The 21736-nt window shown below is 59.2% G+C and carries 19 protein-coding genes and 1 pseudogene; 11 read left to right on the plus strand and 9 right to left on the minus strand.

Annotated elements, in window-relative coordinates; genetic code table 11:
- Positions 1 to 243: 243 nt before the first annotated feature.
- Positions 244 to 516: a hypothetical protein gene (locus tag P9236_RS29970; RefSeq protein ID WP_199489650.1), complete on the minus strand. Its 273-nt coding sequence runs from the start codon at positions 514 to 516 to the stop codon at positions 244 to 246.
- Positions 517 to 1689: 1173 nt separating this feature from the next.
- On the opposite strand from P9236_RS29970, the gene P9236_RS29975 reads away from it, so the two are divergent.
- Positions 1690 to 2223 (plus strand): peroxiredoxin, encoded by a 534-nt coding sequence (locus tag P9236_RS29975; RefSeq protein ID WP_063169380.1) that lies wholly within the window; start codon positions 1690 to 1692, stop codon positions 2221 to 2223.
- Between the two features lie 68 nt (positions 2224 to 2291).
- Positions 2292 to 3725 carry an RNA polymerase factor sigma-54 gene (rpoN, locus tag P9236_RS29980; RefSeq protein WP_063169381.1) on the plus strand — a complete coding sequence of 478 codons (1434 nt, stop codon included), beginning with the start codon at positions 2292 to 2294 and terminating at the stop codon, positions 3723 to 3725.
- Here rpoN and P9236_RS29985 read toward each other — a convergent pair.
- From P9236_RS29985 to P9236_RS30010, 6 genes and pseudogenes are all read right to left on the minus strand, one after another.
- A complete protein-coding gene (locus P9236_RS29985; RefSeq protein ID WP_063169382.1) occupies positions 3722 to 4348 on the minus strand; it encodes a nitrogen fixation protein NifQ in 627 nt (208 codons plus the stop codon). The genes rpoN and P9236_RS29985 overlap by 4 nt on opposite strands.
- Positions 4335 to 5387, minus strand: coding sequence for an LLM class flavin-dependent oxidoreductase (locus P9236_RS29990; RefSeq protein ID WP_063169383.1), 1053 nt, complete (start codon positions 5385 to 5387; stop codon positions 4335 to 4337). Before P9236_RS29990 ends, P9236_RS29985 begins: the two co-directional genes overlap by 14 nt.
- A 138-nt stretch (positions 5388 to 5525) precedes the next feature.
- Positions 5526 to 7127: an SDR family oxidoreductase gene (locus P9236_RS29995; protein ID WP_063169384.1), complete on the minus strand. Its 1602-nt coding sequence runs from the start codon at positions 7125 to 7127 to the stop codon at positions 5526 to 5528.
- A gap of 148 nt (positions 7128 to 7275) precedes the next feature.
- A complete protein-coding gene (locus P9236_RS30000; RefSeq protein WP_050580531.1) occupies positions 7276 to 7863 on the minus strand; it encodes a nuclear transport factor 2 family protein in 588 nt (195 codons plus the stop codon).
- 138 nt (positions 7864 to 8001) lie between these two features.
- Positions 8002 to 8163, minus strand: a pseudogene (locus tag P9236_RS30005) (ferredoxin); the annotation flags it as partial.
- Complete coding sequence (locus P9236_RS30010; protein ID WP_063169385.1) at positions 8154 to 9332, minus strand: cytochrome P450; 1179 nt, start codon at positions 9330 to 9332, stop codon at positions 8154 to 8156. The pseudogene P9236_RS30005 and the gene P9236_RS30010, both read right to left, overlap by 10 nt.
- Before the next feature lie 1487 nt (positions 9333 to 10819).
- Between P9236_RS30010 and P9236_RS30015 the strand changes: the two genes are divergently transcribed.
- Positions 10820 to 12052 (plus strand): MFS transporter, encoded by a 1233-nt coding sequence (locus tag P9236_RS30015; protein ID WP_063169386.1) that lies wholly within the window; start codon positions 10820 to 10822, stop codon positions 12050 to 12052.
- A gap of 156 nt (positions 12053 to 12208) precedes the next feature.
- On the opposite strand, the gene P9236_RS30020 is transcribed toward P9236_RS30015, so the two are convergent.
- Both P9236_RS30020 and P9236_RS30025 read right to left on the minus strand, forming a co-directional pair.
- Positions 12209 to 13345 carry a ChuX/HutX family heme-like substrate-binding protein gene (locus P9236_RS30020; RefSeq protein WP_082826587.1) on the minus strand — a complete coding sequence of 379 codons (1137 nt, stop codon included), beginning with the start codon at positions 13343 to 13345 and terminating at the stop codon, positions 12209 to 12211.
- A gap of 51 nt (positions 13346 to 13396) precedes the next feature.
- Positions 13397 to 13720 carry a hypothetical protein gene (locus tag P9236_RS30025; protein WP_126066777.1) on the minus strand — a complete coding sequence of 108 codons (324 nt, stop codon included), beginning with the start codon at positions 13718 to 13720 and terminating at the stop codon, positions 13397 to 13399.
- Between the two features lie 210 nt (positions 13721 to 13930).
- Between P9236_RS30025 and P9236_RS30030 the strand changes: the two genes are divergently transcribed.
- The 8 genes from P9236_RS30030 (at position 13931) to P9236_RS30065 (ending at position 21132) form a co-directional block, all read left to right on the plus strand.
- On the plus strand, positions 13931 to 14251 hold the full coding sequence (locus P9236_RS30030; protein WP_029356570.1) for an iron-sulfur cluster assembly accessory protein: 321 nt from the start codon (positions 13931 to 13933) through the stop codon (positions 14249 to 14251).
- Positions 14252 to 14598: 347 nt separating this feature from the next.
- Positions 14599 to 15810, plus strand: coding sequence for a cysteine desulfurase NifS (gene nifS / locus P9236_RS30035; protein WP_063169388.1), 1212 nt, complete (start codon positions 14599 to 14601; stop codon positions 15808 to 15810).
- A gap of 179 nt (positions 15811 to 15989) precedes the next feature.
- Positions 15990 to 16367, plus strand: coding sequence for a nitrogenase stabilizing/protective protein NifW (nifW, locus tag P9236_RS30040; protein ID WP_063169389.1), 378 nt, complete (start codon positions 15990 to 15992; stop codon positions 16365 to 16367).
- 188 nt (positions 16368 to 16555) lie between these two features.
- The gene (locus tag P9236_RS30045; RefSeq protein WP_063169390.1) at positions 16556 to 17407 is read left to right on the plus strand and encodes an electron transfer flavoprotein subunit beta/FixA family protein; all 852 of its coding nucleotides are present in this window, start codon (positions 16556 to 16558) and stop codon (positions 17405 to 17407) included.
- Positions 17408 to 17423: 16 nt separating this feature from the next.
- Positions 17424 to 18533, plus strand: a complete 1110-nt coding sequence (locus P9236_RS30050) for an electron transfer flavoprotein subunit alpha/FixB family protein (RefSeq protein ID WP_024505237.1) — start codon at positions 17424 to 17426, stop codon at positions 18531 to 18533.
- A gap of 10 nt (positions 18534 to 18543) precedes the next feature.
- The gene (locus tag P9236_RS30055; protein ID WP_063169391.1) at positions 18544 to 19848 is read left to right on the plus strand and encodes an FAD-binding protein; all 1305 of its coding nucleotides are present in this window, start codon (positions 18544 to 18546) and stop codon (positions 19846 to 19848) included.
- Positions 19849 to 19860: 12 nt separating this feature from the next.
- The gene (locus P9236_RS30060) at positions 19861 to 20160 is read left to right on the plus strand and encodes a ferredoxin family protein (RefSeq protein ID WP_024505235.1); all 300 of its coding nucleotides are present in this window, start codon (positions 19861 to 19863) and stop codon (positions 20158 to 20160) included.
- Positions 20161 to 20415: 255 nt separating this feature from the next.
- Positions 20416 to 21132, plus strand: coding sequence for an alpha/beta fold hydrolase (locus P9236_RS30065; protein WP_063169392.1), 717 nt, complete (start codon positions 20416 to 20418; stop codon positions 21130 to 21132).
- Positions 21133 to 21736 lie beyond the last annotated feature (604 nt).

The following is a 21736-nucleotide window of genomic DNA, read 5'->3' on the forward strand; positions in this document are numbered from 1 at the left end:
TCCACATGGCAGCCTAAAGTCAAAAACGCCTATCAGTCGCCTCGCCCTGATCGAGGACAACCTGTTGAAGCTCCACAACTAGGTCGTCCAGCATCACAGTGAACCGCGTACGTAGTATTTTGTCGTAGGCGGCATTCTGGATAGCCGGATACGGGCTCTTCACCCGCTGCACCACCGATTGCGGGATGATGTCGCGAGAAACATTCACGGATTTCGTGAAAAAAGTGTACCCGCCGAAGAGCCCTACTCGCGGGGGCGGTGCAGCACCACCTCGGTGTCACTGCTCGTGTTCATGCGATGGACTAGGCCGGCCAGCTGTTGACGCAGCTCGCGGTAGTTGTAAGTCTCACCCGTGTAGACGAGCACCAAGTCAGGTCGGCCATCCCCCTGGAGCATCCTCGGCTGGCGGCCGCCCTGGATATCGATGATTGCCAGGCGGTGGTGTCCCAGCGCCGCAGGCCCGCCGATCCAAGTCCCCTCGTCGTCCGGACCGTGGTTCGCTATGGTGGCCGTCATATCGGCAAGCTCCCTTCGCGCATCGGGACCTCCGAGGTCTCGATTGAAGTCGATCCATTCACAGATGCCGCACAGGTTATGTCGCCGCATTTGGGCGAAGCAGATATAAGGCCAGTGGGAAACCATCGAGGCAAAGTGACGGATCTAGCCCAGCTACGATCCGCATCCGACATTGTCGGACATCGGACAGCACCGCGATTCGCTGCATAGGAAGCCTGGAGTCGCGATTTCCCCTGGGGGAATCAGCGCATGAAAGGAGAGCTGGGTCGTGTCTGCCGAAATGAGAAATTGCTCCCCCTTATTGCATCACCGAGGAATGTTACCCAGCGCGATAGACGGACATGCCCTATCTCCCCCCGTTGCAGCTGAGGGAGATAGGGGCCAGCTCTTCATTCAACCCTCATGGAGGATGATCAGCCCAGCCATTTCCATGCGCCGGCCTTCACAAGCCGTGCACCATTCAGGTTCTTTTCCTTGAAGCGCGACGATCCTTGTCAGACGTCGCAACACTTGCTGCCGAGAGCACGAGCTCTTCCTCGAGCATGCCTTGATCTGCGCCTCGAACGGCTCGCACATGCTGGGTTTCAACGACTTCGCAGAGGTTGATATTCTGCAGTGACTTCGTCTCGCTGCTGCACGGCATTGACGCTGGGAGCCATGCTCGCGTGGCGCAATTGTGCTGAAGCCGGTGCCCACGGCAACGTTTCTTAACCCGCCCCAGATCCTGGCGTTTGGCTATTTCCGACATTCGTGTCCGGCTTCGGACAAAGGCCGGGTTTGCCGAACGGAGTCGCACCCAATTTCCAGTGCTGCTTGAGCAATAATATCGACCGGCATTACTGCACAACACGAAAGTTGCTGCAAAAACCGAAGTGAACCCAAGGCATCGGGTCAATTGGCATGGCGCTTGCGACTCGGTCGATAGAACGCAGTCAAAATCACGGTTGCAGACCATGCCTACCTCTCAAAGCTCGATAAAGCACGCGAGCAAAATTCCCCGTCTCCGCGGAAGCTCGTCGCCGTTAAACGTGCCTGCTCGGGGGCGGTCTTGCACAAGACCGGTCCGAGGCAACCACGCCAAGGCGCGAGGCTGCCGGAACTGTCGACCGAAGTCGATGCCGCTTCAGTTTAACCGAAAAATGCACCGTACCACTTTGGCCTGGAAGCAAATCAATGACCTATAGAAAGAACGTTCCTCTCGTGACCTTTCGCACGCGTGTTCGCGATGAGTCGATCGGGGGGCCAAATCCTTATCAGTGGGAGAACAAGACCTCCGACGATTATTTCGGGGGCAAGCGCATCATCCTGTTCTCGCTGCCTGGCGCCTTCACCCCGACCTGCTCGACCTTCCAACTGCCCGATTTCGAAAAACTCTATGATCAATTTCTGGAACTGCGAATTGACGCGATCTACTGCGTCTCGGTCAACGATGCTTTCGTCATGAATGCGTGGGGAAAGTCCTTGGGGCTGCAGAAGATCGAGCTGATCCCAGACGGGTCGGGCGAGTTCACGCGCAAAATGGGCATGCTGGTCGCGAAGGACAATCTGGGCTTTGGCATGCGCTCCTGGCGATACGCCGCTCTGATCGACGATGGCGTGGTGGAGCAGTGGTTCGAGGAGGAAGGCTTCTGTGACAACTGCGAGACGGACCCCTATGGCGTTTCATCCCCGCAAAACGTTCTCGACAAATTGAAGGCGGCGGCATGACCCAGAAGTGGAAAGTCTCACACAACCCAAGCACACACTAGAGCCTCCTCGGCAGATCACGGTTCAACATGCATCTCTCAGCAAGCCTGCTTCAACGCCAGAAGCAACGTATGGTCTTATCGCCTCAAGCCATTGAAGCTATTCGCTTGCTGCGATTGACGCATACTGAACTCCATCAGCTCGTGCAGCAGGCACTCGAGAAGAACCCCGTTTTGAAGCCTGACCCGTTTGACGACGATTCGCCGCTGCCAGGGGTGGATCAGCGGAGCAGTCAAAGCAGAAGCGAAATCGGCGAATCGCCCATTGGCGGGCCGTCTGGCGGGCGCGGGCAATGGAAGTCGCAACGCAGTAGCGGCAACGATCGACCTGCCGTCGAGGAGTTTACCGCCCACACCGAAACATTGCACGACCATGTCGCCCGCCAGGTCGCCCTCAACCCGTTCACCCCCCAGGAGCGGCTGATTGCCGGACAGCTCGCCGCTCATCTGGAGGACACTGGCTATCTTCAGGTAAACCTTTTCGATCTGGCCAGGACGTTAAACGTTCGGCAAGCTGATGTGGAACGGGTCATCGGAATCTTGCAGCAATTTGATCCGCCGGGCATTTTTGCGCGAACTCTCAGCGAATGCCTGGAGATTCAGCTGCGCCAGCAAGACCGGTTCGACCCGGCTATGGCAGCTTTGGTCGCCAATCTCGAGATGCTTGCACGGGGGGATTTTCAGGGATTGAAGCAGCGTTGCGGAGTCGACGAGGAGGATCTCCTCGACATGAGGAACGAAATCCGCGCGCTCGATCCCAAGCCTGGAGACCGGTTCCAGTCCGGGACGCCGGAAACCATCGTACCGGACGTCTGGGTAATGCCCAAGTCCGAAGGTGGATGGCGGGTGGAGCTTGATCCGGCCACGCTGCCCAAAGTGTTGATCAACCACACCTATGTCGCCGAAATCTCGCAGCTGACCAAGCAAAATCCGGAAGGCAAAGCGTTTCTCGACAATTGCCAGGAAAAAGGGAACTGGCTGATCAGCAGTCTCAAGCAGCGCGCTAAGACGATCCTTAAGGTTGCGACCGAAATCGTGCGCCAGCAGGATGCCTTTTTTACACACGGCGCCGCCCATCTGCGGCCTCTCTGTCTCAAAAATGTCGCTGACGAGATCGGCATGCACGAGTCGACGGTAAGCCGGGTGACTTCGAACAGGTACATGTTGACTCCGCGCGGGGTGTTCGAGCTGAAGTATTTTTTCGCTGCGCCAATCGCATCCTGCGAGGGCGGCGATGCGCACTCCGCCAAAGCTGTCTGCCATCGGATCAAGGCAATCATAGCCGAAGAATCGCTCGACAAGGTACATTCCGACGAAGACATCGTTGCTCAACTCAAGGAGACCGGCATCGATGTCGCTCGCCGTACCGTCACCAAATATCGCGAGGCGATGAACATCCCTTCCTCCATACGACGGCGCCGCGATAAGCGTTTGTCCGCAGCTGCGATCAAGCGAAGTGACTAACCGACATTCGTGGTCGGCGAGAGGCGACTCTCAACTTCCTCCGGGCCGAAGCAGCTTTCGAAGTCATGGCATTCCCCGCAACTGGGTGCTGTGCATGACGAAAAGCCTTCGGCCTCACACAGCTTGCGGTAAAAGTACTTTTTCCATTTCATGTTTTCTGTGTTGCCTGCCGCCAGCGCGGGAAAATGTCTGGCAAGCAGGCGGCTGAGCTCAGCGCGATTTGAGAGGCCAAGATCCCGCCAAAGATGGTCCATGCGCATCGCACGCCGGGCGATGATCTTGGCCAAGCGGGCGCTCGCCGGGTCGGCCGGCGCAGCATGCGCTAGCAGCAGCCGGCGTAGCAGTTCCTCTTCCAGTTCCGGCTCGGGCTCGCTCAACTCCTCCAAAGCGAATACGCTGCTGGAGGTAGACGGGAAAGTTGCGGCCAAGACATCACGCAATTCGACAGACGAAAGGCCTGTCCCCTCCGTCGCCAACACCTCGCCCGCCTGGACCTCCTCAAGCGAACGTGAATGTACGCAGGGCAGCACATGCTGATCGAAGCTCCTCCCTAGCTCGGACCCACGCCATTGCGCGCTGGATAGGCAGCCATCATCGTAACGGCCGGCTTCAGCTTCCGGCATGACAAAGCGCCTTGTTGACCGCAGGGATGATCTTGTCGCCCCAGAGCTCGATCTGGCGCAGCATCGTCTTTTGGTCGAAGTCGCCCAATTGAGTCTGAACTGCGATCTGGTCCGGTTTCAAGATATCGATCTCTTCCAGCAGGCGATCAATCACGCGATTTACGCTGCCAATCGGCAAATTTTTGCGCATGGTCTCGAAGGACAGATCCTGCTGGGTCGGTGTCTCCTGCAGCAGGTAGCCATCGTGGCTCTGTTGGCGACGCTGATGCAGGGCTTCAGAAAGCCGGCGCTGGAAGCGGGCATTGTCGAGATAGCTGTTGATCTCCAACTCGTCGTGGCTGGCATAGCAGCAGCGCAGCAGCGATATCTTGACGTCGGTGACGTTCTTTTCCTCGGATGCCGCCGCCCTCTCGACTGATTCACGCAGTGTGGTCAAAGTCTCTAAGCCGTCGTGGAAGGCTGTGACAAAAAAATTGTGCCCCTCGCGGTAGGCCCGAGCCATCCGTGCGGCTCCGCCAGCGATCCAGATAGGCGGCGTCGGCTGCTGGACTGTGCGGACCGAAATCGCTGTTGGGGGGATCTTCTCATACTGGCCGTCGTGTTCGAAGACGTTTTGGTTGAGGCCCTTGAGAATGATGTCCAGGTATTCCGAAAAGACGGCCGGCGCCTCATCGATGTCCACGCCGAACCGTTCGAACTCGAACTGCTGGTATCCCAAGCCTACGCCGAGCTCGAGACGGCCGTTCGCAACGATGTCGGCGAAGCCGATCTCGGACAGCAGGCGCTGCGGTTGGTAAAGCGGCAGCACGCAGACGGCAGTGCCCAGGCGAATCGTGCTTGTCAAGCCGCCGCAGTGCGCCACCATCATCAGCGGGGATGGTATGAGGCTGTAATTGTTGAAGTGGTGCTCAGCAAACCACGCGGTGTTGAACCCAGCCTGCTCCGAAGCGACGGCCTGTTCGATGGAGTTGCGGATGACGCTTTCTGAGGATTGGTGATAGCCACGCTGGGCGGCCAGAATGAAAGTGGCAAATTCCATGATTTCTCCTCGTTATAGACACGTCAGCCGACCGGGAATGTGCTCGGCATGCGCATGCTTGGATCTCAAGCACCTCAGGTGCGTCGTGGAGCCGAGGCTTCATAATGCTCGGCCGGTCGCCCTGCGAAGGCCTGGCAATTAACCTGCGGCCTCCGCAAAACATTCGTCATAGAGCTCGCTGGCGTTTCCCGCATCACCGAACGAGGTCCAGCCGCCGTCCACGTAGAGGATCGAGCCGTTGATGTATGAGGCGTCAGACGAAGCAAGGAAGAACGATGCATCTGCGACGTCTTCTGGCCGTCCCATCCTGCCCATGGGGATGCGTCGTCCGATTGCTGTCAGGTCGATGCGGCCGGCTTTGGCCAACTGAGCAAGTGCGGGCGTGCGGATGTGGCCAGGAGCGACGGTGGCTGTCCGAATTCCGACCGGCCCGAGTTCGGCCGCCATGCAACGGGTCAGCATATCCATCCCCGCCTTGGAGGCGCCGTAGGCATGGCGCGGCGCGAACGGCAGAAAGCTGTCGATCGACCCGAGATTGAGGATCACGCCGCCCGGGCGCATAGCCTTGATCGCTTCGCGCGCGCAGGTGAAGGCGCCGGTAAGGTTGACATCCAGGACGTGTTCGAGCTGTTTCGACAGTTGCTCGATCGCAGGCACAATCCTGTCGGCGGTATCAGCACTATTGACCAGAACATCGATATACCCGAAGCGTCCCCTCAGTTCTTCGAACATCGACACCACATCGCTCTCGACGGCCACGTCCAGCGATTTCGCCAGATGCTTGCCGGGGAGCGATGTAGCCAGCTCTGCCGCTGCAGTGCCATCTTTATCAGCAATCACGACGGTGTCGCCGTTCGCGGCAAAGCGGCGAGCGACGGCCGCGCCAATGCTTTTTGCGCCACCGGTGACGAGCACGATTCGCGCATCTGTGCATTCGGCCGGACAGGAGAGCTCGGCTTGGAGCGCACCATCCACCGGCGGGTGAGCATCCCCCGGCTGGTTGAATGACATCCAGCCTCCGTCGACTGCCAGCACCGAGCCGGTGATGTAGCGCGCCTGCGTGCTGCTCAGAAAACGCACGACCCTGGCGATCTCGTCGGGGCGAGCCAAGCGCCCCATCGGCACGCGGCGGCGTATCGCCGCGAGGTCCATTTTGCCAGCGCGTGCCAGTTCTGTGACCATTGGGGTGCGGACGGAGCCCGGCGCCACCGCCGTGACGCGGATTCCTCGCATAGCCCACTCGCATGCAAGGGACTTTGTCAACGAGATCACGCCAGCTTTCGAGGCTGCGTAGGCGTTGCGCCTGGGATTGCCGACCACGCCCGCCATCGAAGCCACATTGACGATCGCACCGCCCGGCTTCATGCGCCGCGCCGCTTCCCGGGCCATAACGAATGGCCCAATAAGGTTCACTGTCACGCCGCGTCGGAAGGTATCGACAGCGGTGTCGATGATCCTATCCATCGTGGGTCCAACCGCCGCATTGTTGATGAGGACATCGATTTGCGCGAACCGTGCTTCGACCTGGCCGAAAAGTGAGAGCATGTCCTTCTCTCGCGACACATCGCACTCCAGACCGACGTGCGGCGACCCGAGATCCCGAGCCAGTTCAACCACACCACTGCCCGGAAGGTCCACCGCAACTACAGTGTCTCCGTCCGCGGCAAGGATATCGACCAGGGCACGGCCGATCCCGCCCGCAGCGCCTGTGATGATTACGGTGCGTGCTGCCAGTTTCACGAGAGCTTCTCCACGATGACCGCTTGTGATCTCAGCCCATCAACCTTGGGCGGAATGAAGGGCCGAGCCAAATCGTTGCAGTGACCGCCAGTCGCGGCCCCACACAGATGTCGTTCCCGTAGGGCGCTCATCCTCCATTCCTACCCACTTATGCAGCTCCCAGTTGGGGACCCTCGACGCCATCTTGGTCGGTGGGGATGTGACCCTTGAGCAACTGGTAGATGGGATCGTCTGGATGTGGTGCTCCAATCGGCTGTCGCCGGCCGAACCTATCTGCCTCAAGAATCGCTGGCGGGATTTGCTCCTCAACCCAATCGTAGACGACTGTCCGTTCCGCAATTCGCCACTCGTCCTGCCTCTTCTGAAACAGATCGCAGTAACGGCCGCAAAGCAGCGTCTGACGTATTTCTTGGTCTGTATCCGGTCCGCGTTGCAGCGCGGTGAAATAGCTCTCGACCGCGGCCTCTGCTGAACTGATGAAGTCGATCAGGCTGTTCGTGATTTGATGGATGTTACGGTGCCCCGGCAGACCGAGAGCAAATTGGATGAAGTCCTCTGCCGGTCCGCAATAGGGACCGTGCCTGTCATACGCTTCGGGCCAGTATGCGCTACGCAGCGCCGCCTCATCGGCGCGGTCTATCCCGCGGCAGTACCGATACAGGCAGTTGCGGATCGCCTCTCGGTCACGCAGTTCGGTAATTTTCGCGTGGTCGACAGGGTCTGTCGCGAATTGTATGATTGTTTTGTCCTTCCCGATGCCAGTCTGCACTTTGCGTGTGTCTCTCTCTACAACTGAGTTAGCGGGGGGCTCGTCAACTTCCAGAGCTTGTTCGGGGCAGGCTCGTACCCCTTTTGAGGCAAGCAGTTGCTCCCCATCGGCAACATCAATATCACCGGGCAAGATGTAGCCGGCGTCATCAAGCTTGAAGACTCTCGGCGCCCGCGCCCAGCAGCGCGCATGACCCTGGCATCTGGCTTTATGTACGACGACACGCATAGCGAACTCCAATGTCGTTGGCTGAAACTTCAGGACCATTCCAGGATCAGATTCTCGATCCCGAACACATGGCCGCCGAAGGTGATAGGTTCAGTCCCTGTCTTGATCCGAAAGGCTGGGATGCGCGCCAGCCACTCCTCCAGGCCAATGACAATCTCCCGCCGGGCAAGGTGTGAGCCAAGACAACGATGGGGACCATAGCCAAAGGCAGCGTGCCGGTTGTCCTCGCGCGCCAGATCGATCTCATTCGGGCATTCGAATTCCGCCGGGTCACGATTGGCAATCATCGTGGCACAGGAAACATAATCTCCCTTGCGGATCGGCGCGCCTTTGAAGTCGACATCCTTCGTTGCCACTCGGATCATCTGAATGGTCGAATAGGCGCGCAGCAATTCTTCCGCAGCGACGGCAATCCGGTCAGGTTCGCTTCGTAGCAATTCCTGATCTTTGGGGTTGCGCGCGAGATGGGCCAAGTCGAAGCATATGGCTGCTGAGACCGTGTCGAGTCCCGCGACGAACACAAGCACGCCGATGCCACGGACTTCTTCGTCACTGAGCAGACGACCCTCGACCTTTGCCTTCACGATGAAGGTCATGAAATCATCGACCGGCTCCTTGCGGCGCTCGGTGGCAAGTTCGTCGATGAAGGCCACGATCGTCCGGGCTGCGGGTGGTCGTTGCTCCTTATCGCCGTGGAGCAGATCTCTAGCCCAGCCGACAAATGTTTCTAGTCCGTTGTCCGAAAGCCCAATAAAGCGAAGGAAGATATTGACCGCGAACGGAACTGCAAAATCCTTCATGATGTCGCAGCTCGTGCCTGATGCGGCGATCCTGTCGATCAGCTTGATCGCTCGTTCCCGGACAGCCGGCTCCAATGCCATTACCCGCTTTGGCGAAAGCAGCGGATTGAGCAGTGAGCGAAAAACACCGTGGAATGGCGGATCGAGCTCAAGCGGGATCATCGGCCAGCTCTCGCCGAGCACAGAGGCGAAGATGCTGCGATGGCTGGAAAACGTTTCGGTGTCCTGCAGCACCCGGCGCTGGTCGCTCGCGCGAGTGATGACCCAGGTACCCCGACCGTCGCGCGTGTTGCTGGTTGAATAAAAGATCGGAGGCCCGGCATGAACGCAAGCAACCGCTGCATGCGGATCCCCGTTAGCCGTCGGCAACATGCCGGGCGACGTAAACAGGTTGAAGTCCCTCACCATTTCGGGCGGGACATGATCTGGAACCGGCCGCGATTTAACCGCGCCAGAATCGAGAGACCGTTCATGAGATGCTGTCGGCATTTGCATGCAATCGTCGGTGCAAGCTCCGTGCCGAATTCGTCTTTCGATAATCCTTGCCGTTTGCTGGGCAACAGGTGGCGCCTGCGCTGACTTGCTGGTCGGGATTGCAACATTCTTGTCCAGCGTCGGACACAGAATGTAGAATGCTAGACAGCGACTTGGAGCAACTCAACTGGTGGGATCGCTAGCCGATCATGTGCCCGGGGAGCATCCAGTTCGAAAGCTTGCGCTAAGCGGCTTGGTGACTTGGCCGAGGTCACCAGGTGGAAACGACCAACACTTGGGGTGAGCCTAGTGGCGCTCCCCTCGATGATGTCTGGCGGGGTGGTTAGCCGCCTCCGTAGGACAAGATCAGTCTACACGAATGGACTATAGCCTCTCCTCGCATGCCTCATTGGCCGTCCTTCAGAGCCGGCCACACGAGCTTTTGTCTTTCAGCAGGGCGTTTTTCTCGCCAGCTACAGAGCCACACCGACGCCATTAATGAGCGTCCAGTCGACGGGTTGGATGGCCCTGTCCATCTTGCCCAGCACCTTGGCTTAGCATTTGCCGGTGCGGCGGAAGCCTTCAAGACGCAGTTCTTGACCTTCTCCAGATCAGCCTCGGATGGATATCGGCAAGGGTTCAGCTCGTCCTTTTGAACTTGCGCATCTTCGTGTTGGCCAACCCCAGGCCGCCCGACATATTTGCGGTCTATCCGGCACCTCAACTTCGAACAACCTTGCGGCAAGCTCTTGGGATAGCCCACGCTCGTGCCTCCACCACCCGCTCAGCAGAGCCAGATTTGTCGTTGATGGCACGGAACTTGCGGAGTCATTCGCAGATGCGTCACGGACCGAGAGTGTCGTCCCATGAATTCGATCACCAAAAAGGCCGCCCGACGTTGCTGGGACCGCCTGCAATTACCTTATCCCAGAATTGGGAGCAACGGCTTCAAAAGGGATAACTCATCACCTCAATTTTGTCGATCGCGCGGCCATCGAACCGCAGCCATCGATCAGACTTCCGCCTCGTTGCACTCATTGCGACCGCCTTGGTGCTTGCGACAACCGCTCAATTCTGGCTGCCAGGATAACCACATATGGCGACGGAACTTCCTGCTTCAAAGCAATATAGAGATCGTCGATCATCCCCCCATCAAGGCCTCGATCGAGGACACCGCGTTCGGCTTGCTTGGTTCGCAGTGAACAGACCGCACTTCGACGAATGCGATCGATGCGACCGCGCCGAGAACTCTCCCGCATTGTCGACGGTTGGGTCCGTCGGCCCTCCGATGAGGCCTCGGATGCGTCGGGCTCCGAGGCCTCGACTGATGCCGACTGGCCGCCGCCGGAAGGTCTCGCGGCTTTGATCCCCGGCGATGTAGCCACCCCTGCTGCAACAGCTCCTAGCCGGAGAACTCATTCATGACCGAATCGGCGACAGATTTAGTGGACGCGGCTTTGTTCGACCGAGATCGGCTTGACCCAGAAAGTCCCTATCAACGTTCTGGCCCTGCATGGGGTGCCATCATTTCGCTTTCCTTCGGCACCTTCGGGCTTGTGACGGCAGAGTTTCTGCCCGCCAGCGTTCTGACACCGCTCGCGCATGATCTCCGTATCACCACGGGCACGGCTGGACAGGCGCTAACAGCGGCCGCAATCGTCGCGGCGATCTCGGCACCGATAATCGCCATCGTGACAAAGCGTCTGGACCGCAGGGTCGTCATCTGGGCGATGACGCTCCTGCTGATCCTGTCGAACGTTCTGGCGGAGGTTGCGGGGTCGCTGCCGGTTTTGCTGGCGGCACGCGTCGTCCTTGGCATATCGCTTGGTGGTTTTTGGTCAATTTCGGCAGCGTTGGCGATGCGGCTGGTTCCAAGTCACCTCATGCCGCGCGCCATGTCGGTCATCCTCACCGGCGTTTCTGTCGCCTCCGTCTGCGCGGCTCCAATCGGCGCTTATGTCGGTGACATTTGGGGATGGCGAGCCTCGTTCAAGGTCGCCGCAATCGTGAGTGCCGTTGCGCTGCTCGTGCAACTCGTAACCATTCCGCCACTGCCTCCGATCGAAGTGCGCAGATTCCGCAGTCCGCTGGATGTCGCGAAGAATCCGGCGATGAAGGTTGCGGTGCTAGTCGTGCTATTGGTCGCTTCCGGCCATTTTGCCAGCTTCGCCTACATCCGCGCCTTTCTCGAGAGCGTTCCTGCGCTCGACAAGAAGTCAATCCCGCTCGTGTTCCTTGCTTTTGGCACGGCCGGCGTCTTCGGCAATTTAGCCGGCGCATTCCTCACCAAACACAGTCTCAAGGCGGTCGCGGCCCTGCCGCCCCTGCTCATTGCCGTAGCCGCTGTCTCGCTCCTGACCATGAGAGCATCGGCCTTGACCTCGGCAATTGCAGTTGCCGTATGGGGCTTTGCTTTTGGCGCGGTCCCGGTCGGATTGCAGACATGGATGGTGCTACGCGCCGCTCCGAAACAGGCCGAGAGCGCTGGTGTACTGATGGTCATAACCTTCCAAGTGGCCATCGCAGCCGGCACAACTTGCGGTGGCCTATTGGTGGATCACACGGGTATTGCCAGTGTCTTTGTCTACAGCGCGGTTGCCACGTTCCTCGCTGTCTTGACAGTATTTTTGCTCGGCCCGAACCGCAAAACCTGACCGCCTGGTGGGGAGTGACGGTCGGCGGCGTTCACGCTATTGTCACCTCTGAGCTCGGCCCAAAGGCCGCGGCTTCGTCGTAACCATGCGGTCGATGGGGCAGCGCCAAATTGCTTCCTGCTCATCGCGTTGCGATAATACAGCGCGCTTATTGCGTCATCGTGTCCCCGGTCTCGGCTTCAATGCCCGGCTACTGGCTGCGGAGGCAGATGGGCGCCGGCGTCCCACCGACGACGATCGGTCTTTTCTCATGTAGCTGTCGGGGAAACGAGGCAGGTTTTCCGCCAGAACCCGCCAGTCGTCGCGCTCGCGTTCGCCTTCCTTGCGCGCACCGAACAACTGGATGATGATCTTGCCGTCGGACCCATATGCTTCGAGCGAGGTGACGTGACTGTCATTGGTCGGCTTGCGCACGGCCCAAACCTCACGGATTTGGTGGGTCCTGAGATGCAGCCGGAACGTTTCGTCCAGCACATGGATGCACGGCCCGATCTGCTTGACCGACTTGATTAAGCCGGAATGGGTCTGGATAGAACCTCGGTTGCCGACGAAGCACATGATCGGCAATTCGTCTTCGGCCGCACGCTGGAGCACGGCGCCAACTGCGGCATTGTCGAGCAGCCAAGCGTAATCCTGGCCGACCATGCGCAAAGCCTGGCAGCGGCTGAGCTTGAGCGTCTTTAGAAGGTTGACGTCAGTCAGCCGGCTCCAGTACTCGCGTAGGTCGTCCACCGTGCCGGCCCAGTCCGCAGTCCTCGCGCCCAGGTCGGCTACTCTCGCCTTAAGCGACATGGTCGGCTCCTGGTTGGCGGATACGAGCTCGGCCACCAGCTTTCGATAGGCATGAAGGTTGGAGACCGGCCTGAGATGCACCTTATGCACTGCTGCGCCGGCGGCGTCGAAGAATTGCAAACTGCGCTGGATTCCGCCGCGATGGCGCCTTTCAACAGCGAAACCATACCTCCAAGCCTGCGGGAAGACGCGAAGGTCGAATTCGTCACCAAGGACCATGGCGTGATTGTTGCCGGTTATCACTCTGTTGAAGACGCCAATCTTTTCGTGCACGGCACCTTGATTGCGGGTCAGCGCCGTCACTTCGCCCACGAATTCGAGGCCCGTCAGAAGGTGATTGACGCGCGGGTCGATGCGTGCCGCGCCGAAACCGCAATGGGCCGCGACCAGTTCCGCTTCCGAAATGGCCAATTGGGCGGCGAAATCACGCGCGGGAATGTTCGGACAGACTTCCCACGCACGCCGGATTTCGTTGGGCGACCGCTTCTTGCGCTGATCCATGTTTTTACCCCTGCCCCGTTCTTCTTTTGACGATCGATCGAAAAACGGGCCTCAGGGATGTGCACGGCGGACGCGATCGATCGTCAGGCACATGCCAGTCGAATCCTGTCTCCGGGCGGTCAGCGGCCAATCGCCGGTAGCGAGCGATTGTTGGGTGGTCGGCGCCAATCGGCCGATCGAGCATTCGGGTACCACCGGCGGTGCTGCTTTCCCACCAAGGCGGGTCTGATGGATCATATTGCTTTCCTTCGTTCTTCGATTGCGAGGGCAACCCAAAGGTGAATCGGCCGGCAATTTTGCCGCCGCAACGAAGGCTTCACAAAAATCGTGCCAGTTGCTCCGCGGCAAGCTCTGAACATCTTTGGCTCTGTTCATTGCTTTACGCGTGAGTGCATCGCGAACTCAGGCGCCCTTCCTGTGACGCGGACGCGACAAACCCGACAGTAAGTGTCGGTTGTCGGACGTCTCCCCAGCAATCGAGCATAAGAGACGTCGGGATGTCCTACGGTTTTTGACACGTCTTCCCTTTGGCACGGTCCATGCGAGATGATCCACGAAAACGCCGGACCGAGGAGAAATCGAGCCATGATTACGCTCACCGACAACGCTGTTGCCGCCATCAAGGCCGCTCTTTACCGCGCCAGCGAGCCGGCGGAAGGATTTCGCATCATGGTCCATGCCGGCGGCTGCGCCGGCTTCCAATACTCAATGGGCCTGGAGAGCGTCTCACGTGAGGGCGATGCGATCATCGAGCGAGATGGGCTCAAGGTGTTCATGGATAGAGGCTCCCAACCCCATGCCGCCGGCATGACCGTGGACTTCGTCACTGGGCTCGAAACATCCGGCTTTGTTTTCGATAACCCCAATGCGCGTGAGACGTGCGGCTGCGGCAAGTCCTGCAAATGATTGCGAGGGAACAGGCTATGTTCGACTATAGCGACGCCAAGGAATACTGCGTCGAACCGGTAACCGCCGGCGCTCTGGAACCGGCCGACACGCACTGTCGGCCCGGAACAATTGCGTTCGGTGATGCACCAAATCGCGATCATCGATCGTTGCCGTGGGCAAGCAAACAAAATTGCCCGAAACAGCTGAATTCCCGGCGGATGCCGCCACCAAAGGGCAATGTCGACAGCGACCGGTCAGCCAAGCCATCGCTCCCCCGGCCGCCCACCTTACCAGATACGATATGCGCCAGAGGTTCAATGGCCCGACTACCCTTGAATCATTTCAGCAGTTGAAGGATCACTCCCATGAACCCTGTCTATCTCGACAACAACGCAACGACGCGGGTTGATCCTGCAGTCGTTGGAGCGATGTTGCCTTTCTTTACGGAGCAATTTGGCAATCATTCGTCCATGCACGCCTATGGCGCATCGGTTGCTGAAGCCGTGAGAAAGGCGAGGCAACAGTTGCAAGCCCTCATCGGCGCGGGATTCGAGGACGAGATCATCTTCACCTCGGGCGGGACTGAAAGCGACAGTACAGCCATCCTTTCGGCGCTGGAGGTGATGCCCGACCGAACGGAAATAGTGACTTCCGCGGTTGAACATCCGGCCGTTCTGAAGTTGTGCGCGCACCTTGAGAAGACGCGCGGCGTCAAGGTGCACATTATCCCAGTCGATCACTACGGCCGGCTCGACCTGGACGCCTACAGAACCGCCCTCACCCCACAAGTGGCAATCGTCTCGATAATGTGGGCGAACAATGAGACCGGTACGATCTTTCCCGTGGTTAAGCTTGCCGATCTAGCCAGGGAAGTCGGCGCGCTTTTCCACACTGATGCAGTGCAGGCGGTCGGAAGGCTTCCGATTGAGCTGAAATCGACCGCGATCGACATGCTGTCGCTCTCCGCCCACAAGCTGCATGGTCCAAAGGGGATAGGCGCGCTTTATGTAAGACGTGGCGTGCGCTTCTCCTCCATGATCAAGGGTGGGCACCAAGAGCGCGACCGGCGTGCAGGCACTGAAAACACACCCGGCATAGTCGGACTGGGCATGGCGGCCGAACTCGCCTTGAAATTCATGGACGAGACAAAACGAATAAAATGGTTGCGCGACCGCCTTGAGAACGGGATCATCCAGCGCATCCCAAACACATCCATCAACGGCGATCCGCAAGAGCGATTGCCAAACACTGCAAACATTGGATTCGAAGGTATCGAAGGCGATGCAATTCCAATTGTCCTGAGCCGGCTGGGAATCGCCTGTTCCGCCGGGTCCGCCTGTGCCTCTGGCTCACTGGAACCGAGCCATGTTCTGATCGCTATGAACGCGGCATGTGGGGCAGTCCGCTTCTCCTTGTCGCGTGACAACGGCGAAGATGACGTAGACCGCGTGCTTGAGGTCCTGCCTGCGATCACCGAGAAGCTACGGGCCGTTCCCAGTGCTGGACTGTGCGGGCGAGGTGCAGAACAGCTTCATTCCGGCCCGGGTCCGAGCGGCACAATAGCCGACGAGCCGTGAGGTCTTCCTCAACGTGACGACCCTGCGCAAGGAGAGCAGTTAAACTCGGGGTCGCCTTCACCACTTCAGAAAAGCTTGAGATCGCCAAGTCTCTTGCCCAGCCGCCGTGCCAGAGGTCGGCACGCCGTCAGCAATGTCACCAATGCATCGACACCACAATTTCGCGCCGGGAGAATACAATGAACTGCTCCGCTGATAGCCGCCCGATCGATCGCACCGATATCCTAGCGCGACTGAAGGGCCTGTCGGCCGCGGAGGACTTCTTCGCCTGCCTTGACGTCTCCTACGACCCGAAAGTGATGAATGTCTCGCGGCTCCATATCATGAAGCGCGTGGGCCAATACCTTGCCGAAGAAGATTTCTCCGGTCTGCCTAACCAGGTAATCGCCGCGCGGGTGCGCGCCAAGCTGGAACGCGCCTACGAAGATTTCGCGACTTCCTCGCCGCTCACGCAACGTGTGTTCAAGGTGCTAAGGGACCACGATCCAAACATATGTCCCGCACCTGGCCGCGCCTTCGTCCCGCTCGACTCTGCACTGAAGCGGTTCGGAAAGTAATGAGCCCGACACGGCTGCGACGCGACAATGTCGAGAAGTCGACAAATCCAGTCCTCATGACGCCTCCTCGGAAGCAAACGAAGCCACCTTCTGGAATAGAGGCAGGAAGACGACTTGGCATGAACGATGCAGGCAATGAGGTGAACCGCCAAGCACGAATCCGGACTGGGAGCTTAGAGAAACCGCCAATGCATATCGTAGTCTGCATCAAGCAGGTGCCGGATTCGGCACAGATCCGCGTGCACCCGGTGACGAACACGATCATGCGTCAGGGTGTTCCGACCATCATCAATCCTTACGACCTGTTCGCCCTCGAAGAAGCGCTCAAACTGCGCGACGTTCATGGTGGCGAGGTTACTGTGCTCACAATGGGTCCGCCCATGGCGGAGGACTCGCTGCGAAAGGCGCTCGGTTACGGTGCTGACCGAGCAGTTCTCTTGACGGACCGCTATTTTGCCGGATCCGATACGCTGGCGACTTCCTTTGCTCTTTCGCAAGCAATCGCAAAAATTGGGGAGACTTTCGGCAGGCCGGACATCGTCTTCACCGGCAAGCAGACGATTGACGGCGATACCGCCCAGGTCGGACCGGGCATAGCCAAGCGCCTAGATTTATCGCAACTTACCTATGTCGCGAAGATTGCCTCCATCGATCTCGATACGCGAGAGATCGAAGTCGCTCGTCGCGCCGAAGGCGGCACCCAGTTGCTGAAGAGCAGACTCCCTTGCCTCATTACCATGCTGGAAGACACCAACGAAATCCGCCGGGGCTCGCTCCAGCAGGCTCTGTGCGCGGCGCGCAGCCAAGTCGTGAAGTGGACTGCAGCCGACGCCGGCATTGACGATCTCACCCGGTGCGGTCTGCGTGGCTCGCCTACAGTCGTCAAGCGTGTTTTCGCCCCCACCGCACGGGCAGAAAGGGCGGCGCAGATCGACACCGCGGAAAGGGGCTTGCAGGACATAGCCGATGAACTCATCGCCGATATCTTAACCCGCCGGCCGGCGCTGGAACATGAGCTGGCCTTCAACAGCGGCACGTGACGGCCAGGAGCAGAAAATGTCGACCGCAAGCCAAACTACCCCTCGCATTGCCCCCGGCCGTGCCGGTGTAAAGAAAGAACTTCCCGACCGTTTCAAAGACTACCGGCACGTGTGGGTCTTCCTCGAGCTCGAACGCGGCAATGTGCATCCTGTATCATTCGAACTGCTGGGCGAAGGCCGCAAATTAGCCGACAAGCTTGAAGTCCAGCTCGCGGGCGTCGTGCTGGGACCGCCGGGCGAGATGGTCGAGGACGCTGTTGCCGAGGCCTTCGCTTACGGGGCGGATCTTGTCTACATCGTCGATGCGCCGCCGCTCGCCGACTACCGGAACGAGCCGTTCGCCAAGGCGCTCACGGATCTGGTCAATACCCATAAACCCGAAATCCTCCTTCTCGGCGCGACCACACTGGGCAGGGATCTTGCAGGCTCGGTAGCGACGACCCTGCAGACGGGGCTCACGGCCGACTGCACCGAACTTGATGTAGATTCCGACGGTTCACTCGCCGCGACCCGTCCGACTTTTGGTGGCTCATTGTTGTGTACGATCTATACACTAAATTACCGGCCGCAAATGGCGACGGTGCGACCAAGGGTCATGCCTATGCCGCAACGGGTGGATAAGCCGGTCGGGCGTGTCATGCGGCACAAGCTGTCGCTCGTTGAGGACGATATCGTCACCAAAGTCCTCGGCTTCCTACCGGATAACCAGTCGGCAATGGCAAATCTTGCCTATGCGGATGTCGTGGTTGCGGGAGGCCTCGGTCTCGGAGCGGCGGAGAACCTTCAGCTTGTGAAGAATCTTGCCCGAGCGATCGGCGCCGAGCATGGCTGTTCGCGCCCCTTGGTCCAGAAGGGCTGGATGCCGGCTGATCGACAGATTGGACAAACTGGCAAGACCATTCGACCGAAGCTTTACATCGCGGCCGGAATTTCCGGCGCCATCCAGCACCGAGTTGGGGTCGAGGGGGCCGATCTCATCGTCGCGATCAACACCGATCCGAACGCGCCGATTTTCGAGTTCGCCCACCTCGGGATCGTCACGGATGCAATCCGCTTCCTGCCCGCACTGACGGAAGCCTTCACCCGGCGGCTGTCGCCGCACAGTCGAGACAAGCTTGCGAGTTGAGGGAGAGGACATGATTGAACAATTCGATGCCATTGTGGTCGGAGCCGGCATGTCTGGAAACGCAGCTGCTTACACTTTGGCAAGCCAGGGGCTGAAGGTCCTGCAGTTGGAGCGCGGGGAATATCCGGGCTCTAAGAACGTCCAGGGTGCCATAATGTACGCGAACATGCTGGAGAAGATCATCCCGGACTTCCGGGATGATGCGCCCCTCGAGCGGCACCTGGTCGAACAGCGACTTTGGGTGATGGACGACACGTCTCACACCGGAATTCATTACCGGTCGGACGACTTCAATGAGGCGAAACCCAACCGCTACACGATCATCCGCGCCCAGTTCGACAAATGGTTTTCCCGCAAGGTGCGCGAGGCTGGCGCGACGGTCCTGTGTGAGACGACCGCGACGGAACTCGTCCGTGATGGCAATGGCAAGGTGATCGGCGTCCGCACAGACCGGGCTGGCGGAGTGGTCTTCGCGAATGTGGTCGTTCTCGCAGAAGGGGTGTCGGGATTGCTTGGCACTCGCGCAGGCCTGCGCGAGATGCCGAAGCCGGAGACCGTGGCGATTGCCGTCAAGGAAATGCATTTCTTGCCCGAAGAGGTCATTGGCCAGCGGTTCGGGGTGAAGGGCGATGAAGGCTGCGTAATCGAGGCCGTGGGCACGATCTCTCGCAGCATGGCCGGGCTCGGCTTCCTTTACACCAATAAGGAGTCGATTTCACTCGGCATCGGCTGCCTGGTCTCGGATTTCGCCGCGACGATGGAGAGCCCGTCCGCCCTCCTGGATGCGATGAAAAACCATCCTTCGATCCGGCCGCTGATCGCTGGCTCGGAGGTGAAAGAATATGCCGCCCATCTTATCCCCGAAGGTGGTTACAGGGCCATTCCGCAGCTATTCGGCGACGGTTGGGTCATCGTCGGCGACGCAGCGCAACTGAACAATGCCATTCACCGTGAGGGTTCGAACCTTGCCATGACCTCGGGTCGTGTCGCGGCTGAGGCGATCATCAAAGTCAAAAGCCGCAACGGTCCTATGACCAAAGCGAACCTTGCGCTCTACAAGACGATGCTGGATGACTCCTTTGTGATCAAGGATCTTAAGAAATACAAGGACATGCCAGCCTTACTCCACACCAATTCCAGCAACTTTTTTGACAGCTATCCGCGGTTGATGTCGCATGCCGCTCAGACCTTCATGCGTGTCGACGGCACGCCGAAGATCGAGAAGGAAAAGAACACCACGGCCGCCTTCATCAACGCGCGCTCGCGCTGGGGGTTGGTCAGCGACGCGGTCCGCCTGGCATTGGCATGGCGCTGAAGAGGGTACAAGATGACGATCGCAGTGACGAAGGTTCGTGTCGAGGACAAACTTTACCAGAACCGCTATCTGGTCGATTCCGGCCGCCCCCATATCATAGTGCGACCGCACGACAAGCCAAGCGCGAACTTGCTTGCGTTGACCTACGTCTGTCCGGCGAAATGCTATGAGTTGAATGACAAGGGTCAAGTCGAGATCACCGCCGACGGCTGCATGGAATGCGGCACCTGCCGGATATTGTGCGAGAAAGGCGGCGACATCGAGTGGAACTATCCGCGCGGCGGCTTTGGTGTCCTGTTCAAGTTCGGATGATCAGCCGGTGCCAAGAGCATGCCGGCAGCGAGCAACTGCGGCACACCATGAGCCTCTCCATCCACTTGCAAAGAGCTAGTGAATATTGGGTTTCGCAATTCAAGTTTCCTCGACTTGGTAGGGGTATCCTCAGGCCACGGGGCGCCTGTGCCGGACTTACCACCGGTAACGTGGTCGAGCCCCTTTGGACAATGTCCGGCCATCGTGCCGGATGGCAGCCACAACGGCCGGTGAGCAAATGGAACGGCACAATCCATGATAAAGACGTATGTGCTAGTGCATGGTGCCTGGCATGGCGGATGGTGTTGGCGGGACGTCGCCGCCAATCTTCGCAAGATGGGATGCCACGTGACCACGCCTACCCAGACAGGTGTCGGCGAACGCGCACGTTTGCTGTGCAAGGACATCACGCCCGACACATTCGTGACCGACATCGTCAACCACATTGTAACGGAAGAGCTGAGCGATGTGATCCTTGTCGGTCACAGTCTAGGCGGCATCAGCATCACCGGCGCCGCCGACCGGATACCCGACCATATCAGCCATCTCGTTTATCTCGACGGCGCCATCGTCGAGAGCGGTCAAAGTGTATTCAGCACCATGCCCCCCGACATCGTCGCCGCCCGTCGAAAATTGGTTGCGGAGGAAGGACGGGGTATCTTCATGCCGACTCCGCCGCCAACAGCATTCGGCACTCCCGAGGGACACTCGCTCACGGACTGGGTGCGGCGCCGGATAACACCGCATCCGGCAGGCACCTACGAAAGCGGACTTAAGCTCGAGCACCCGCTCGGCAACGGCAGACCCCGAACCTATGTCGTCTGCACTAATCCACTCCACCCGCCGATGGCGGGAGCGCGAGAATGGGTCGCGAAGCAGGATGGCTGGGCGTGGCAGGAACTCGCCACTGGCCACGACGCAATGATCCTCGCGCCGACGGAAGTTGCTCTCCTTCTTAGCGCTGTCGGCTGAGGAACCAAGTAGGGGGAGCGGCGGCCGATTCTCAGGCCGTGGCCTTGAGCTCTGGTGCAAGGATGTAGGCCCAACGGGTCGTTCCGGTGGCGCCACCGAAACCACTAGGCGGGAGTGGCCTGTCCTGCCGACGTCGCAAGCTTGCGAGCGTTCCGCCGCGGCCGCAGCCCGTAGCGCCGGGCAACCTCCGAGATCACCGCGTCGGCTCCAGGGTCTCGGAGATGACTCCGTGCCTTGTCGTCCATCGACCAATGCCGCCGACCAACAGCGCCGTTGATCACCCTCGAAAACGCCGAGGCTGCCGCTCAGGGTCAATCGTAAGTTCAAGTTCAGACACAAGCCGATCTCCGATCCACCTCAGAATCGGCAGGCCCACAGATCGCGGGTCCTCCTGGAAGGACACAGCGCTTACCCTTGAAATATGGAGAACCATGGCTTTGCGCCGTCGGCAGTTGAGCTGATCTCGCAATGCTATTTCCCCGGCAACGTCCGCGAGCCGGAGAACTGCGTGCTTGGCGTTCTCCTCTGGAAGGAACCAATCTTTCGGAACGTGGCAATGTCATCGACGAGCTCTCACGGGCCAGCACGATGCCGGTTCGGCGCA

Source organism: Mesorhizobium sp. WSM4884, from assembly GCF_029625675.1.
Lineage (GTDB): Bacteria > Pseudomonadota > Alphaproteobacteria > Rhizobiales > Rhizobiaceae > Mesorhizobium.